The 15,407-nt window shown below is 73.4% G+C and carries 14 protein-coding genes; 4 read left to right on the forward strand and 10 right to left on the reverse strand.

All coding sequences use genetic code 11. From position 1 onward, the window contains the following. Positions 1-206: 206 nt before the first annotated feature. Positions 207-824, forward strand: a complete 618-nt coding sequence (locus ABZY57_RS22900; protein ID WP_356514732.1) for a M23 family metallopeptidase — start codon at positions 207-209, stop codon at positions 822-824. Here the strand turns inward: ABZY57_RS22900 and ABZY57_RS22905 are convergent, their stop codons facing one another. The 7 genes from ABZY57_RS22905 to ABZY57_RS22935 form a co-directional block, all read right to left on the reverse strand. Continuing rightward, a complete protein-coding gene (locus ABZY57_RS22905) occupies positions 825-2,120 on the reverse strand; it encodes a LamG-like jellyroll fold domain-containing protein (protein WP_356514734.1) in 1,296 nt (431 codons plus the stop codon). A gap of 86 nt (positions 2,121-2,206) precedes the next feature. Next, a complete protein-coding gene (gene cseC / locus ABZY57_RS22910) occupies positions 2,207-3,520 on the reverse strand; it encodes a two-component system sensor histidine kinase CseC (protein WP_356514735.1) in 1,314 nt (437 codons plus the stop codon). A gap of 47 nt (positions 3,521-3,567) precedes the next feature. After that, positions 3,568-4,272, reverse strand: coding sequence for a two-component system response regulator CseB (cseB, locus tag ABZY57_RS22915; protein ID WP_356514736.1), 705 nt, complete (start codon positions 4,270-4,272; stop codon positions 3,568-3,570). Between the two features lie 64 nt (positions 4,273-4,336). Next, the gene (locus tag ABZY57_RS22920; protein ID WP_356514738.1) at positions 4,337-4,993 is read right to left on the reverse strand and encodes a hypothetical protein; all 657 of its coding nucleotides are present in this window, start codon (positions 4,991-4,993) and stop codon (positions 4,337-4,339) included. Between the two features lie 38 nt (positions 4,994-5,031). After that, positions 5,032-5,595: a SigE family RNA polymerase sigma factor gene (locus ABZY57_RS22925; RefSeq protein WP_356514740.1), complete on the reverse strand. Its 564-nt coding sequence runs from the start codon at positions 5,593-5,595 to the stop codon at positions 5,032-5,034. A 199-nt stretch (positions 5,596-5,794) separates the two neighbouring features. Continuing rightward, positions 5,795-6,715, reverse strand: a complete 921-nt coding sequence (locus ABZY57_RS22930) for an A/G-specific adenine glycosylase (RefSeq protein WP_356514742.1) — start codon at positions 6,713-6,715, stop codon at positions 5,795-5,797. 74 nt (positions 6,716-6,789) lie between these two features. After that, a complete protein-coding gene (locus ABZY57_RS22935; protein WP_356514744.1) occupies positions 6,790-7,398 on the reverse strand; it encodes a phosphatase PAP2 family protein in 609 nt (202 codons plus the stop codon). Between the two features lie 160 nt (positions 7,399-7,558). Here ABZY57_RS22935 and ABZY57_RS22940 point away from each other — a divergent pair, with 160 nt between their 5' ends. Then, positions 7,559-8,386: a hypothetical protein gene (locus ABZY57_RS22940; RefSeq protein ID WP_356514746.1), complete on the forward strand. Its 828-nt coding sequence runs from the start codon at positions 7,559-7,561 to the stop codon at positions 8,384-8,386. 171 nt (positions 8,387-8,557) lie between these two features. Here the strand turns inward: ABZY57_RS22940 and disA are convergent, their stop codons facing one another. Together disA and radA are read right to left on the reverse strand one after the other, a co-directional pair. Next, the gene (disA, locus tag ABZY57_RS22945) at positions 8,558-9,682 is read right to left on the reverse strand and encodes a DNA integrity scanning diadenylate cyclase DisA (protein WP_356514748.1); all 1,125 of its coding nucleotides are present in this window, start codon (positions 9,680-9,682) and stop codon (positions 8,558-8,560) included. 164 nt (positions 9,683-9,846) lie between these two features. Beyond that, positions 9,847-11,262, reverse strand: coding sequence for a DNA repair protein RadA (gene radA, locus ABZY57_RS22950; RefSeq protein ID WP_356514750.1), 1,416 nt, complete (start codon positions 11,260-11,262; stop codon positions 9,847-9,849). Between the two features lie 287 nt (positions 11,263-11,549). Here radA and ABZY57_RS22955 point away from each other — a divergent pair, with 287 nt between their 5' ends. Further along, positions 11,550-13,421 carry a hypothetical protein gene (locus ABZY57_RS22955; RefSeq protein ID WP_356514752.1) on the forward strand — a complete coding sequence of 624 codons (1,872 nt, stop codon included), beginning with the start codon at positions 11,550-11,552 and terminating at the stop codon, positions 13,419-13,421. Between the two features lie 9 nt (positions 13,422-13,430). Here the strand turns inward: ABZY57_RS22955 and ABZY57_RS22960 are convergent, their stop codons facing one another. Next, positions 13,431-14,249, reverse strand: coding sequence for a hypothetical protein (locus tag ABZY57_RS22960; protein WP_356514754.1), 819 nt, complete (start codon positions 14,247-14,249; stop codon positions 13,431-13,433). Between the two features lie 63 nt (positions 14,250-14,312). Here ABZY57_RS22960 and ABZY57_RS22965 point away from each other — a divergent pair, with 63 nt between their 5' ends. Beyond that, positions 14,313-15,260 (forward strand): Ppx/GppA phosphatase family protein, encoded by a 948-nt coding sequence (locus tag ABZY57_RS22965; protein WP_356514756.1) that lies wholly within the window; start codon positions 14,313-14,315, stop codon positions 15,258-15,260. The last annotated feature ends 147 nt before the right edge of the window (positions 15,261-15,407 follow it).

Consider the following 15,407-nt stretch of genomic DNA (forward strand, 5'->3'; position numbering starts at 1 on the left):
GACACCCTTCGCATCTACGAGCCCGGGTAGTAACGGGGACGTTTGGGGAAGCCGGGGTGCCCGGGTTACCAAGGATGAGCAAGCAGGCCCGGCACCCGCTCAGCGTGCCGGGTTCCTTCTTGCCCGCGGCACCCGTAGAACCCGGAGTGCCGCAGCCCCCGCAGTACCCGCAGCACCGTCCCCGTCCCCGGCCCGGAGGTCTCTTCATGTCCGCGAAGCGCGTCAGCACCCGTCGTACCCGTATCGCCGTCGGCGCCACCGCCCTCGGCGCGGCCCTGGCACTCGGGGCGGGGACGACCGCCGCCTTCGCCGCCGAGGTGCCCCAGACCGAGCTGACCGGCACGCTCCAGCTCGTCGCCGAGCAGGCCGCCGCCCAGGCCGTCGCCGCCAAGCAGGCCGCCGCCCCGACGTGGGAGAAGCCGGTGTCGACGTACAAGCTCTCCGCGACCTTCGGCAAGGGCGGCACCATGTGGTCGCACAAGCACTCCGGCCAGGACTTCGCCGTCCCGGTCGGCACCCCGGTCGACGCCGTCTCTGCGGGCACCGTGGTCAAGGCCGGCCCCAACGGCGGCGGCGACGGCCCGGCCTACGGCAACGCCATCGTGATCAAGCACGCGAACAACACGTACTCGCAGTACGCGCACCTCTCGAAGATCCAGGTCAAGATCGGCGAGAAGGTCTCCAAGGGCGAGCGGATCGCCCTCTCCGGCAACACCGGCAATTCGAGCGGCCCGCACCTCCACTTCGAGATCCGGACCACGCCGAACTACGGCTCGGCCGTGAACCCGGTGTCCTTCCTGCGTACGGTCGGCGTCACCATCTGATCAGCCGGTCACCCAGGCGTGGGTCGCGGTACCGCGGCCCGCGGCGTCCAACTGCCCCTTGCGGTAGGCGGCGGCCTGCTCGGGCGTGAAGGCCGATTCGTAGATCCGGATGTAGTTCATCGCCCCCTTGAACGCGCCGGCCCACGCGTCCTGGTGGCGGGCCCGGCCGAGCTGCAGGGGGCCGGAGTTCTGCCAGATCCCCGGGACCGGGGCCTCGCCGGCCTTCTTGCCCTCCACGTACAGGTGGATCATCTTCTTCTCGGCGTCGTGGACGGCCGTCAGCACCGTCCAGGTCTTGGTCGTCCTCTTCCCCTGCGAGGAGACCGTCACCACCGTGGGCGTGGCGCCCTTCTCGTTGGTCCGCACGCGGAACACCCAGGCCTGCTTGCCGCTCACCTCGTCGGCGCCGAGCTCGAAGGCGAACGAATCACCGGTGCCCTGGCTCATCACGATGTGGGCGCCCTTCGCCGTGGAGGCGTTGTTGACGCGGGCCGAGAGGGTGAAGCTCTTGGTCGTATCGACGCCGGGCTCGGTGGCCTGGGCGTACGAGTTCGGATTGCCCTTGAGGGTGAGCTCGTAGCGCGTGGTCACCTTGGGCACCGTGGCCTCGGGGCCCATGCGGATGTTGGTCTTGCCGACGCTGTCCCTGAGCAGGGAGACGTCGCTCGACACGGTGGGGGAGTAGCCCTTCGACGGGGAGGCGTCGGGGTCCGGCGACCCCGACGCGGAGGGGGACGCGGACGCGGAGGGACCGTTGTCGTCGGCCACGTCGTTCGTGCCCGGCTTGCCGTCCCGCAGCAGGAAGAACGTTCCGCCGCCGGCGAGCAGCAGGAGGACGGTCACCGCTCCGCCCACCATCAACAGCCGCTTCTTGCGCCGCTCGGAGGCCGATCGGGCGGCCATCGCCTCCCAGTCGGGCTGCTCGCCGAAGGCCACGGGCGGCAGGTTCGGGCCGGGTCCGTGCGGGCCGGGCTCCTCGGGGAAGGGCATCGGGGGGCCGAAGCCGCCGGCCACGGGCGGGCCCGGCGGGTAGCCGTAGCCACCGGCCGGCGGGTAGCCGTACGCGTGGCCGTCGCCCGACGCGGGCTGGTCGGGCCGGCCGGGCGGGTAGCCGTAGCCGTGGCCGTCACCGGGCGGCGGCTGGTCGTACGGGGCGTGCTGATCGTGCTGTTCGGGCCGGGCGGGCGGGAACCCGTAGCCGCCCGGCGCGGGTATCCCCGGCGGGAACCCGTAGCCGCCGCTCTCCGGCGCGGGCTCGGGCTGGGGGCTGTGCGGGCGATCCGTACCGTCAGTCATGGTTCGGATGCTAAAACATCGGCGTCCGCAACCGAACAGCCGAGGGTCGCGATACGACACCGATCGCGGGCCCGGCCCGGACCCGCTCAGTCCTCCCGGCGCAGGATCGGGAAGCTCCCCGTCGCCGTCGGCGCGTGCTCCGGCAGCCACAGCACCGCCACCGCCCCGGCCGCCGAGCCGCCGCGGTCGAAGCCGCCGGGGGCCGCCACGTTGCGGAACGTCAGCCGGGCGCCCAGCACCCGCGCCTGCCCCTCCGCGATGGTCAGCCCCAGCCCGTGCCCCACCCCGGCCCGGTCCGTGGACCCGGTCCGGAACCGGCTCGGGCCCTCCCGGAGCAGGGCGTCGGGGAAGCCCGGCCCGTGGTCCCGGACCCGTACGACCCGGCCTTCGACATCGACCTGGATCGGCGCCCGCCCGTACCGCGAGGCATTGGCCAGGAGGTTGCCGAGGATCCGCTCCAGGCGGCGCGGGTCGGTGCTGACGATCTCGTCGGCGACGATCCGTACGCTCGCCTCCGGCATCAGCGAGTTGACCCGCCGCTGCACGAACTCGCCCAGCGCCACCTCCTGGAGCTCCGCCCGCTCGGACGCGCTGTCCAGCCGGGCCACCTCCAGTACGTCCTCGACCAGAGCCCGCAGCGCCTGCGCGCGGTCCCGTACGAGCTCGGTCGGCCGTCCCGGCGGCAGCAGTTCCGCCGCCGTGAGCAGGCCGGTCACCGGGGTGCGCAGCTCGTGCGCGATGTCGGCGGTCACCCGCCGCTCGGCCTCCAGCCGCTGCTGGAGGGCATCCGCCATCGCGTCGACCGCCCGTGCGAGGTCGTCGGTCTCGTCACGTACGACGCCCCCGACCGCGTCCCGCACCCGTACTTCGGGATCCCCGTGCGCCACCCGCTGCGCGGCGGCCGCGGCCTTGCGCAGCCGGCGCGAGATCTGGCCGCCGATCAGCACGCCGAGCGCCGACCCGCCGACCACCACGGGGAGGAAGCCGACGACCAGGGCCCGGTCCAGGTCGCGCACCATGTTGGCGCTCTCCCGGAACTGCGTGTGCAGCGACAGCACCTGCCCGTTGCCGAGCGGTACGGCGGCCCACACCTCGGGGCCCCCGTTCGGGATGTCCTGGATGTAGGTGCCGCGCCGCCCGGACCGGGCCTTCTCGCGCAGCTCGGCGGGCAGGTCCGGGTCGTTGAGCTTGGCGCCCATGGGGGGCTTGCGGCCGGCCTCGGCGTTGCGGGAGATGAACTGCACCCGGTCGAGCTGGACCTCGCGAGCGCTCTCCAGCATCGATACGCGGGCAGCGCTGTGCACCACCAGGCTCAGTGAGATGGCGGTCAGCGCGCCCACCGAGGCGATGGCGAGCGTGATCTTCCAGCGGATCCCGGTCCGCAGGGTGAACTGCTTCATTCAGCTTTCATCCCCGCGCTCGTCCCCCTGCTCTTCTCCTCAAGGCATCAGGCCTTGAGCTTGTATCCGAATCCCCGGACCGTTTCGATCCGGTCCTGCCCGATCTTGGTGCGCAGCCGCTGGACGTGGACGTCCACGACGCGGGTGTCCCCGCCCCAGTCGTAGTCCCAGACCCGCTCCAGCAGCCGGTCGCGCGAGAGCACGGTGCCGGGAGAGGTGGAGAACTCCAGCAGCAGCCGCATCTCGGTGGGGGTCAGCGCCACCGAGGCACCCGCCTTGCGCACCTCCATGCCCTCCGTGTCGACCTCCAGGTCGCCGAAGAGCAGCACTCCGCGCTCGCCCGAGGCGTCCTCCTCGGACCCCCCGCCCTGCGGGCCGCCGGCGTGGCCGAAGCGGCGCAGCACCGCGCGGATGCGGGCGACGAGGACGGAGCCGTCGAAGGGCTTGGTGACGTAGTCGTCGGCACCCGCCTCCAGGCCCAGCACCACGTCGATGGAGTCGGCGCGCGCCGACAGCATGATGACGGGCACGGTGGACTCGTCGCGGATGCGGCGGCACAGGCTCACGCCGTCCATCCCGGGCACCATCACGTCGAGCAGCGCGATGTCGGGGCGGTCCGCCCGGAAGGACTCCAGCCCGGACAGCCCGTCGGGCATGGCCGTGACGAGGAACCCGTCGCGTTCCAGCGCCAGGGTCGTGGCCTCACGGATGACGTCGTCGTCCTCCACGAACAGCACATGGGTCTCGGCCATCGGGAGCCTCGCCTCGCCTCGGTACTCGGTTCTGTTCTTCGGGTCGCCCGGTTCTGCGGGCGGATCAGCTCTTCGGACTGACGGCCGGGGCGGGGACCGTCCCGCCGTCGACCACGCTGCTGTAGTCGGTGTGCACCCGGTCCTGCTCGGTGAACCGCTCGCCGTTCCAGCGGTACGTGATCACGTCCTCGCCCGAGGGATAGGAGAGCGCGTCGCTCTTCCCGTAGACCGGCTTGGTGACGACCAGGTCGCCCCGGTCGATCTCGGCGTAGACGGGCGGCTGCTCGTCCGAGAAGACATTCTCGTACGAGGCGCCCTCCGCGCGGTACACGAACGAACCGCGGCCGAGCGCGTCGGCGCAGGACAGGACGTTGACCACGACGTCGACCGCCGGGCCGCCGGTGACCTTCCCGTAGCTGACGTCCACCGGGTACTCCTTGCCGGAGCAGGGCTTCAGGTCCCGCTTGATCTCGGCGCTGATCTTCGGGTCCGCCTTGATCAGGGCGATCGGGTCGACCTTGGCGGCCGGCTTGCCGGATGCCTTGGAGGTGAGGGGGCCGGGGGTGCCCGCGTCGTGTCCGGAGGGCGCCGAGGAGGGAGCCGCGGTCTTGGCCACCGACTCGGTACGGGCCGGGCCGCCGTCCCGCAGTCCCGTGCCCCCCGTCGAGCAGCCGACCGCGAACAGCACGGTGCCGGCGAGGACGACCGTCCCCGCCGACATCAATACCACCGAGCTCTTGCCGCTCAGTCTTGGGCCAATCAGGCCGCGCACCGCTCACGCCCCTCGTACCGGATGGTGGTGTGGTCACCGCGCTCCAGCGCGCGCATGTCCAGGTCCCGGCTCTCCAGTTCCTGCCGGAGGCGGGCCAGTGCGCGGTGCAGAGTGCTCTTCACGGTTCCCGCCGACATGCCGAGCGCCGCGGCCGTCTCCTCGGTGCTCATCTGCTCCCAGTGTCGCAGTACCACCACACTGCGCTGCTTGGGCGCGAGCACCTTGAGGATGTCCATGAGCAGGGCGCGGTCGGCGCGCTGGTCCGAACCGTCCTCGACGGAGGCGTCGGGGAGCTGCTCGGTGGGAACCTCTTCGAGCTTGCGGGCCCGCCACCATTCGGTGCGGGTGTTGATCATGACACGGCGCAGGTAGGCGTCGGCAAGGGACTTGTCGGCGATGCCGTCCCAGCGGCCGTAGGTGCGGACGAGCGCGGTCTGCAGGAGGTCCTGTGCGTCGGTCGGGTCCGGAACCAGGCGACGGGCACTGCGCAGCAGCGCGTCCTGCCGGGTGCGTACGTACTCTTCGAATTCGAGTACCTCGCCGTGCGCCATCTCAGACCGCCTCCGTTCCGACCAACCGCTTGTCCGCTGCCTTGCGGATTCGACGGTACGGAGGCGTTGTCACGGCCCTGTGCGGGTCAGCCTTCGGTGGGCGCACGGACACCCATAGGTTATGTAACAGAGCCCGTGAGCTGCGGTTTCTCCAGACAAGCGGAATCCCTGAGTCAGCTTCAGGTGGTTCAGGGGAGGGCTACGGGGCGGGGTCGGCGGCGGCCTTCGCGGGGGCGGCGGGCAGCCGGTACATGAGTCCGGGCAGCGGCTCCACGAGCCCGTCCGAGACCAGCCCGTCGAGCGCGCGGGCCCGCTGTACGGGCTCCTCCCAGACGGTGTCGAGGACGGACTGCGGCACGGCGCCGACCGCCTCGCGCAGCACCGCGAGGAGCTTGCCGCGCACCTGGCGGTCCGTCCCGGCGTACGTCTGCCCGCGCCGCGGAGGCCCCTCGTGAGGGGGCTTCCCGGCCAGCCGCCACGCGCACAGCCCGGCCACCGGACAGTTCCCGCAGTCCGGGCTCTTGGCCGTGCACACCAGCGCCCCGAGCTCCATGGAGGCCGCCGCCCAGCGGGCCGCGGTGTCCTCGTCCTCGGGCAGCAGGGCCCGCGCCAGGCGGCGCTCGGCGGCGGTCGTGGCGTTCGGCGGGTACTCGACCCCGGTCGCGGTGCGCGCGAAGACCCGGCGCACGTTGGTGTCGAGGACCGCGTGCCGCTGCCCGTACGCGAAGGAGGCCACGGCGGCCGCCGTGTACTCGCCGATCCCGGGCAGCGCCAGCAACTGCGCGTGCTCGCGCGGTACGTCGCCCCCGTGCCGCTCCGTTATGGCGACGGCCGCGCCGTGCAGGCGCAGGGCCCGGCGCGGGTAGCCGAGGCGGCCCCACGCGCGGACGGCCTCACCCGGGGCGTCGGCGGCGAGGTCGGCGGGCCGGGGCCAGCGGGCGAGCCACTGCTCGTAGACCGGCAGGACCCGGTTGACGGGGGTCTGCTGGAGCATGAACTCGCTGACCATCACCCCCCAGGGGCCGGCCTCGGGGCGGCGCCAGGGCAGGTCGCGGGCGTGTGCTTCGAACCACGCGATGACGGGGGAGTGCAGCGCGGTGGTGGGAATGGTTGCAGTCATGGCAGACGGCATCCTGACACGTTTCGGGCCCGCGGGCTGCCGTGTCGATCCCCGGCGCCGGGGATGGGCGGGTGTCAGCGGGCGGGGTCCGGACCGGTGAGCAGGACGGCCGTGCGGCCGCCGCTCGTCCGGACGGCGGTGACGACCCTGGTCGCCGGGCCGGCGAGCGCGAGCGCGGCGAGCGCGGCGAGGCTCGCGCCCAGCAACAGGCCCATGGCCACGTCGTGCGGGTAGTGGACGCCGACGAAGACGCGCGAGAAGGCCATCAGCAGGGCCAGCGGCAGGGTCAGCAGCACGAGCCCCCGGACGGCGAGCGCCAGGGCCACGGCCGCGGCGCCCGCGATGGTGGAGTGATTGCTGGGGAAGGACCAGTCGCCGGTGGCCGGGCACCTGATCAGCGAGGCCGCGGCCCCGGCCACGGCCCGGCAGGGGCGCTCCTCGTCGACGCTGGACTTCACCAGCTCGGAGGCGACGTAGGCCAGGGCGGTGACGAAGGGGGCGAGCACCGCGAGCGCCACCGCGCGGGGGTCGCGGGCGCCACGTGAGCGCCACCACACGGCTATGAAGAGCGCGCCGAAGACGAGCAGCCCGTACTCCGTCCAGAACTCGAACGCCGACTGCACCCAGGCGGGGGTCGCGTGGGCGAAATCGGTGACGTCGAGGTAGAGGCCGGAGCTGTCCATGGTGACCGAAGGTACCGAAATCGGAATAACGTCTTCATCAGCCTCCCGGCCGATTTCCGGCGCCCCCGGATCACCCCGCAGGATGATCATCGGCAAAACAAGCCGAGTGCGCGGCATGTGGGGCACTGATCGTGCCGGGAACTCTCGTAAGGTTCCGTCCGTGGGATCTCTGCGCAATCCGGTCGGGCCGCTCCCCTCCTCCATCTACTGGCGACGGAGGGCTGTGCTGGCGTCCGTTGCCGCGCTCCTCGCGATGCTCGCCGTATGGACCGTCAGTTCCGGTGCGGGCAAGTCGAGTACCAACGGCAAGGGCCAGGGCGGCTCCGGTCCCGTCACCCAGATCACCCCGGGCCCCTCGGGTTCCGGTCCGGCGATCAGTCAGGCCCCGGGCGGGCGCGGCGAGTCGGGCTCCGGCGGCACCGGCACGGGCTCCGGCACCGGCACGGGCTCCGGCCCCGGTGCGAGCCCCGGCACGGGCAAGAACGGCGAACCGGGTTCCGAGCCCGGCGCCGCGGACCAGGGCGGGACGGGCTCTTCCGGCGGCGCCGGCGCGGGCCAGGTCGTACCCGGGGACTCGCCGGTGCCCACGTGCGCGCCCGGCGCGCTGCAGTGGGAGGTCAAGAGCGTGAAGAACGAGTACGAGCCGAGCGAGAAGCCGCGCCTCGAACTCCTCGCGCGCAATGTCTCGGGCACGACCTGCAAGGTCGATCTCGGCCCGAAGCAGGCGGTGCTGACGATCACCCAGGCGAGCAACGCCAAGCCGGTCTGGTCCTCCGCGGACTGCCCGACGGGCGCGGGCAACGTCTTCTACCGGGTGCCCTCGCAGGGCGAGACCACGCAAGGCCTGGAGTGGGACCGCCACTTCAGCGAGCCGACCCAGTGCCAGTCGCCTCCGGCGGGGACGGCGGCGGCGGACACCTACGTGGTCGAGGTCAAGTCCCCCGGCATGCCGGTGGCCCGGACCTCGTTCGTCCTGAAGCCGGAGTAACGGGCGCGGCGCCGCCGAAGCCGGCCTTCACCCGTGCGCAGCGCACGGTGCGAATCGGAGGGGATGGATTGCCCGCAGGGCAATTCCAGCCCCTCCGGCGTTCGGGGGGCGGGGTCCGGGGCGGCGCCCCGGGAGCGGCGCCCAGCCGCACCCGCGGAGCGAGGCCGCAGGCTAGACGTACCGCTCCAGGATGGAGGACTCCGCCAGCCGGGACAGCCCCTCGCGGACACTGCGCGCACGGGCTTCGCCGACACCGTCGACCGTCTGCAGGTCGTCCACCGACGCCGCGAGGAGCTTCTGCAGCCCGCCGAAGTGCTCGACCAGCCGCTCGATGATCGCCCCCGGCAGCCGCGGCACCTTCGCCAGCAGCCGGTACCCGCGCGGGGACACCGCGGAGTCCAGGGTCTCCGGCGAGCCCGTGTACCCCAGAGCCTTCGCCACGATCCCCAGCTCCAGCAGCTCCGGATGCGTCAGCGCGTCCAGCGCCGGCAGCGCCTCCTCCACCGTGCGGGAACGCTTCGCCGTCGGCTCCGGCACGTAGTCCCGGATAACGAGCTCCCGCTCCTGCTCGATCCCGACCGTCAGCTCGTCGAGCTGGAGCGAGAGCAGCCGGCCGTCCGTGCCGAGCTCCACCACGTACTCCGCGATCTCCGTCGCGATGCGCCGCACCATTTCCAGCCGCTGCGCCACCGCCGTGACGTCGCGGACCGTCACCAGGTCCTCGATCTCCAGCGCGGACAGCGTCCCGGCGACCTCGTCCAGGCGGAGCTTGTACCGCTCCAGCGTGGCCAGCGCCTGGTTCGCCCGCGACAGGATCGCCCCGGACTCCTCCAGCACGCGCCGCTCGCCGTCCACGTACAGCGCGATCAGCCGCATCGACTGCGAGACCGACACCACCGGGAAACCGCACTGCTTCGATACCCGGTCCGCGGTCCGGTGCCGGGTGCCCGTCTCCTCCGTGTGGATCGACGCGTCGGGCACCAGCTGGACGCCCGCCCGCAGGATCTTGGTGATGTCCTTGTCCAGGATCAGCGCGCCGTCGAGCTTGCACAGCTCGCGCAGCCGGGTCGCCGTGAACTCCACGTCCAGGACGAAACCGCCCGTGCACATGGCCTCGACCGACTTGTCCATACCGAGGACGATGAGCCCTCCGGTGTTGCCGCGAACGATCCGTTCGAGCCCGTCACGCAGGGGCTGACCAGGTGCGACCGCACTCAGCGAGGCGCGCATCATGGCCTCCTGCTTGGAGCTCGCGCCCGACTTTCCGGATGCTGCTGCCCCGTCCTTGGCTGCCACTGCACTCCTCCGGTCGCGGGATGTACCGCCTGCGTACGGCCGGGCGGACCATCCCGAAGTCTACCGGCGCGCCCCCGGCGCCCGTCGTGCCTTGGCACGGCCGGGCCGGGGAGCACCCCGTCCGGGCCCGCTGACCTGCTGTTCGTGCAGTTCGCGGGGCCCGGCTAGCCGGCGGGCTGCTCCTTCGCCGGTGTGCGCGACCGCCCGCGCGGCAGGACGCGCAGGGCGTCGCCCATGTCGGCGACCTCGGTCACCTTCATGCCCGCCGGCACCTTCCCCGGGTCCACCGGCACCAGCGCGTGCGTGAAGCCCAGCCGGTACGCCTCCGCGAGCCGCCGCTGCACGCCCGTCACGCGCCGGACCTCGCCCGCGAGCCCGACCTCCCCGATGGCCACCAGGTTCTTCGGGAGCGGTACGTCGCTGGCGGCCGAGGCCAGGGCCAGCGCGACGGCCAGGTCGGCGGCCGGCTCGGTCAGCTTCACGCCGCCCACGGTGGCGGTGTAGATGTCCCGCTTGCCGAGGGCCGTGATCCGCCCGCGCTGCTCCAGCACCGCCAGCATCATCGAGACGCGCGAGGTCTCCAGACCGGAGGTGGTCCGGCGCGGCGAGGGGATCTGCGAGTCCACCGTCAGCGCCTGCACCTCGGCGACGAGCGGGCGCTTGCCCTCCAGGGTCACCGTCAGGCAGGTGCCGGGGACGGCCTCGGCACGGCGGGTCAGGAACAGCCCGCTCGGGTCGGCGAGCCCGTTGATGCCCTCGTCGGTGAGCTCGAAGCAGCCGACCTCGTCCGTGGTGCCGTACCGGTTCTTCACCCCGCGTACGAGGCGCAGCCGCGCGTGCCGGTCGCCCTCGAAGCTCAGCACCACGTCGACCAGGTGTTCCAGCAGCCGGGGACCGGCGATCGCCCCGTCCTTGGTGACGTGGCCGACGAGCAGCGTGGACATCCCGCGCTCCTTGGAGGCCCGGATCAGCGCCCCGGCGACCTCCCGGACCTGCGCCATGCCGCCGGGCGCGCCGTCGATCTCCGGGGAGGCGACCGTCTGGACGGAGTCCATGATCAGCAGCGAGGGCTTCACCGCGTCGAGGTGCCCGAGCACGGCGGAGAGATCGGTCTCGGCGGCCAGGAAGAGGTGCTCGCTGAGCGCGTTGATCCGGTCGGCCCGCAGCCGCACCTGGCTCGCCGACTCCTCGCCCGTGACGTACAGCGTCCGGTGCTCGTCGGAGGCGGCCTTCGCCGCGACGTCGAGCAGCAGCGTGGACTTGCCGACACCCGGCTCGCCCGCGAGCAGGACGACCGCGCCGGGGACCAGCCCGCCGCCCAGCACCCGGTCCAGCTCGCCCACGCCCGTGCTGCGCGCGGTCGCCGTCCGCACGTCGACCTGCCCGATCGGCACGGCGGCCGTGGTGACCCGGCCCGCCGCGGTGGTGCGCACGGCGGGGGCGCCGCCGAGCTCCTCGACGGTGCCCCAGGCCTGGCACTCGGGGCACCGGCCGAGCCACTTGGCGGTGGAGTACCCGCACTCGGTACAGCGGTAGGACGGCCGGTCCTTGGCGGATGAACGAGATGTACGGGCAGCCATGCGGCCCACCGTAGCCGCCGCCACCGACAGCCCTCCCCGACCGGTCCCCGCGGGGGCCTGCGGGCGGTCCCGAAGTCGCTCCGGCAGGCGGCTCGGCAGGTGGCCCGGCAGTCGGTCCGGAGTCGGTCCGGAGTCGGTCCGGTAGTCGGTCCGGCAGTCGGTCCCGCGCACGCCGTGGCGTGCACCGTCAGGGCAGCCGTCAGCACCGTGCCGATCTGTTCACCCGTAAGGGCTAAAAGTGGTGAAGGCTTCCGGAGCGCCACCGGCGCGCCGCCTACGGTCACCAAGTGACCAGCAGCAACCAGGGACACCCCGCACCGCGCACCGGCGCACACCGGGCGCACGGGCGCACGCCCCCCGAGGGGACCAGGGTGGAGCAGCCGCCACCGTTCCGGTACGAGCCCTACCTGGACGGGCTGTTCACGTACTGCCTCTCGGTCCTGTGCGACCACGACACCGCCACCGACGTGCTCGGCGAGGTCCTCGCCGTCGCGAACAGGCATCCCGGCCGCTGCCCCGACGAGGGGGACCGGCGGGCCTGGCTGTACGCCCTCGCACGCTGGGCCTGCCTGCGCAGGCTCGCCGAGCGACGGCGCACGCGCTACGGATACGGGGGAGCGCATTCCGCCCGGCGTGCACCGGAGCACACGGACGCCCACCGCGCGCCGGGTCCCGCGACGGCGAGCGCCGACGCGAACGCGGCGGCCAACGTGGCGGCGTACGCCGGTGCGGCCGCCCGCTCGGGCGGTCCGCCCACCCCCGACGGCCACGGCAGCGCTGTGGGCCCGGCGGGGCTCTCGGGCCCCGCGGGTCACGGCGGTCACGACGGTCTTGACGTGTACGCCTACCGCCGCACCGAGCTCGCCCGCCTCGCCTGGCCGGAGGCCGCCGGAACCACCCCCGAGCAGCGCGAGGCACTCGAACTCGCCGTCCGCCACCGCCTCGGCGTCCCCGAACTCGCCGCCGTCCTCGGTACGCCCCCGGCCGCCGCCCGCGAGCTGCTCACCGGCGCCGCCTGCGAGGTGGAACGCACCCGCGCCGCCCTCGCCGTCGTGGAGACGGGCAACTGCCCGACCGTGTCCCGGCTCACCGGAGACGACGGGGAGGGCGGGGGAGACGGGAACCTCCTCCTCTCCTCCTCCCTGCGCGCCGAGCTCGTCCGCCACGTCGACGACTGCCCGCGCTGCCGCCGCGTCGCCGAACGCGTGGGCGCCGGCGGTCCCTGGCCCAGCTCGGGGGGCGTCAACACCGCCGCCCTGCCGCTGGTCCCGGCCCCGCGCCCCTCCGTGCACGCCGCGATGCTCCGCTCCGGCGGCCGCCGGGGCGCCGGGACCGGCCCGCGGTTCGACCGCACCGGCTTTCCGATGGACCCCAAGGACCGCGTCGCCCGCCGCGAGCGGCTGCGCGCCCGCGCCGTGACCACCACCGTCGTCGCCACCGTCGTCGCGGCCCCGGTGCTGGCCCTGTGGGCGGCCTACCGGGGCGCCCCGAACACCGGGGAACCCGTGGGCAACGGCGCCACGCGCATCTCCGCGAGCGAGGCGGAACTCCCGCAGGCCCGTACCGACGGCCGCCCGCTGACGGCGTACGAGAACGCGGGCAACGCCGCCGTCACCACCGCCGGCACCGGCTTCGCCCCGTCCGCAGCCACCCCCGACGTCTCCGTGGAGGTCATCAGCAGCGGGGCGCCGAGCTCCGCCCCCGGCGCCCCGGGCCGGCTCACCGCGGCCGCCTCCACCCACGGGTCGACCACCCTGCTCACCCTCACCGCTTCGGGCGGCGCCCCGGTCGACTGGCGGCTGTGGTCCGACGCCCCGTGGCTCCGCGCGAGCACGACCTCGGGTCGGCTGGAGCCAGGAGAATCGGTCACCCTGCGGATCACCGTGGACTCCGCGGCCCAGCCCGTAGGGGCCTGGAGCGCCCGCGTCGGGGTGGACCCGGGCGGCGCGGTGATCTCCATCAGGGGCCGGGGCCGCCCGGCACCCACCCCGCCCGGCCCGGAGCCCACGGCGACACCGACTCCGACGCCGACACCCACCCCGACTCCGACGCCGACCCCCACGCCCACTCCGACGCCGACGCCGACCCCGACACCGACCCCGAGCCCCTCGGACGGGGCGACCCCGGAGCCGGAGCCGACCCCGGCCCCGGCCCCGTAGCGCTGCGGCCTACGGCGCGGGCGGCGGGTCGGCCGGGTGCGGGGCCATCGGCAGCAGCGAGGCGAGCCGCGCCTCGCAGAGCCGTACGAGCTCCTCGTACGCCTCCTTGCCCATCAGCTCCGTCAGCTCGGCGCGGTACGACACGTACACCGGCTGTCCGGCGCCGTGGGCGGAGGTGGCCGAGGTGCACCACCAGTGCAGGTCGTGGCCGCCCGGACCCCAGCCGCGCCGGTCGTACTCGCCGATCGACACCTGGAGGACGCGGGTGTCGTCGGGCCGGTCGATCCAGTCGTAGGTCCGCCGGATGGGCAGCTGCCAGCACACGTCCGGCTTGGTCTCCAGCGGCTCCTGGCCGCTGCGCACCGCCAGGATGTGCAGGGAACAGCCGGCCCCCGCCGGGAAACCCGGCCGGTTCAGGAAGATGCAGGCACCGTCCCAGCGACGGGTCTGCTTCTCCCCGTCGTCGTCGTGCTGCGTCCACCCGGTCTCGCTGCCGACGTCGTGGAACTGCCACAGCTCCGGCGTCAGCCGCGCCACGTTCTCGGCGACCCGCTTCTCGTCGTCCTCGTCGGAGAAGTGCGCGCCGAGCGTGCAGCAGCCGTCGTCCGCGCGGCCCGCCGCAATGCCCTGGCAGCCGCTGCCGAAGATGCAGGTCCAGCGGGAGGTGAGCCAGGTGAGGTCGCAGCGGAAGACCTGCTCCTCATCGGCGGGGTCGGGGAACTCCACCCAGGCCCGAGGGAAGTCGAGCCCCTTCTCGTCCGCCTCGGCGCGCTTGGCGGCCTTGCCGACCTTGGTCCTGGACTTGTTGGCCTTCTTCGTATTTGGCACAAACCCCAGCCTAAACGCCCCTCACTCCACCCCTACGCCTTTGGACCAGTAGCGTTTCCCCCCATGAGACTCGGTGTCCTTGATGTGGGTTCGAACACGATCCATTTGCTGGTGGTGGACGCGCACCCCGGTGCGCGCCCCCTGCCCGCGCACTCGCACAAGGTGGAGCTGCGGCTGGCGGAGCTGCTCGACGAGCACGGCGCGGTGACGCCCGAGGGCGTCGAGCGGCTGGTCTCCGTCATCGGCGGAGCGGTGCAGGCCGCGGAGGACAAGGGGTGCGAGGACGTACTCCCCTTCGCGACGAGCGCGGTGCGGGAAGCCACGAACGCCGACGAGGTCCTCTCCCGGGTCAGGTGCGAGACGGGCGTGGACCTCCCCGTCCTCAGCGGCGACGACGAGGCCCGCCTGACGTTCCTCGCGGCGCGGCGCTGGTTCGGCTGGTCGGCGGGCAAGCTCCTGCTCCTCGACATCGGCGGGGGCTCGCTGGAGATCGCGTACGGCATCGACGAGGACCCGGACGCGGCGGTCTCGCTCCCCCTGGGCGCCGGACGCCTCACGTCGGGCTGGCTCCCGGGCGACCCGCCGGACCCGGCGGACGTCCGCGCCCTGCGCCGCCACGTACGGGCCCAGATCGCCCGCACGGTCGGCGAGTTCAGCCGCTTCGGCCCGCCGGACCACGTGGTGGCCACGTCGAAGACCTTCAAGCAGCTGGCCCGGATCGCGGGCGCGGCCCGCTCCGCGGAGGGCCTCTACATCCAGCGGGACCTGACCCGGAAGTCCCTGGAGGAGTGGGTCCCGAGGCTGGCGGCGATGACCACCGCCCAGCGCTCCACCCTCCCCGGCGTCTCCGAGGGCCGATCCAACCAGCTCCTCGCCGGGGCGCTGGTCGCGGAGGGCGCGATGGACCTCCTCGGCGTCGAGTCCCTCGAGGTCTGCCCCTGGGCCCTGAGGGAGGGCGTGATCCTCCGCCGCCTGGACCACCTCGGAAGGTCCACCCCCGTCGGGGGGTGAGACAGCTGTCTGCTGTCTGCTGTGCGGCGCCGTTGCCGGGGACCGGTCCCCGGGCCCCTGCGCCTCAAACGCCGGCGGGGCTGGGTTTGGCTGGGGTCCGGCTGTGGGTGCGGCGCCGTTGCCGGGGGTCGGCTGCGGGTGGGCCGG

It is taken from the genome of Streptomyces sp. NPDC006450, from assembly GCF_040612195.1.
Lineage (GTDB): Bacteria > Actinomycetota > Actinomycetes > Streptomycetales > Streptomycetaceae > Streptomyces.

Excerpts from the sequence above, each read along its gene's own strand:
- ABZY57_RS22900 (WP_356514732.1), top strand. The coding sequence starts at position 207 with ATGTCCGCGAAGCGCGTCAGCACCCGTCGTACCCGTATCGCCGTCGGC.
- ABZY57_RS22905 (WP_356514734.1), bottom strand. The coding sequence starts at position 2,120 with ATGACTGACGGTACGGATCGCCCGCACAGCCCCCAGCCCGAGCCCGCG.
- cseC (WP_356514735.1), bottom strand. The coding sequence starts at position 3,520 with ATGAAGCAGTTCACCCTGCGGACCGGGATCCGCTGGAAGATCACGCTC.
- cseB (WP_356514736.1), bottom strand. The coding sequence starts at position 4,272 with ATGGCCGAGACCCATGTGCTGTTCGTGGAGGACGACGACGTCATCCGT.
- ABZY57_RS22920 (WP_356514738.1), bottom strand. The coding sequence starts at position 4,993 with ATGTCGGCGGGGACGGTCGTCCTCGCCGGCACCGTGCTGTTCGCGGTC.
- ABZY57_RS22925 (WP_356514740.1), bottom strand. The coding sequence starts at position 5,595 with ATGGCGCACGGCGAGGTACTCGAATTCGAAGAGTACGTACGCACCCGG.
- ABZY57_RS22930 (WP_356514742.1), bottom strand. The coding sequence starts at position 6,715 with ATGACTGCAACCATTCCCACCACCGCGCTGCACTCCCCCGTCATCGCG.
- ABZY57_RS22935 (WP_356514744.1), bottom strand. The coding sequence starts at position 7,398 with ATGGACAGCTCCGGCCTCTACCTCGACGTCACCGATTTCGCCCACGCG.
- radA (WP_356514750.1), bottom strand. The coding sequence starts at position 11,262 with ATGGCTGCCCGTACATCTCGTTCATCCGCCAAGGACCGGCCGTCCTAC.
- ABZY57_RS22965 (WP_356514756.1), top strand. The coding sequence starts at position 14,313 with ATGAGACTCGGTGTCCTTGATGTGGGTTCGAACACGATCCATTTGCTG.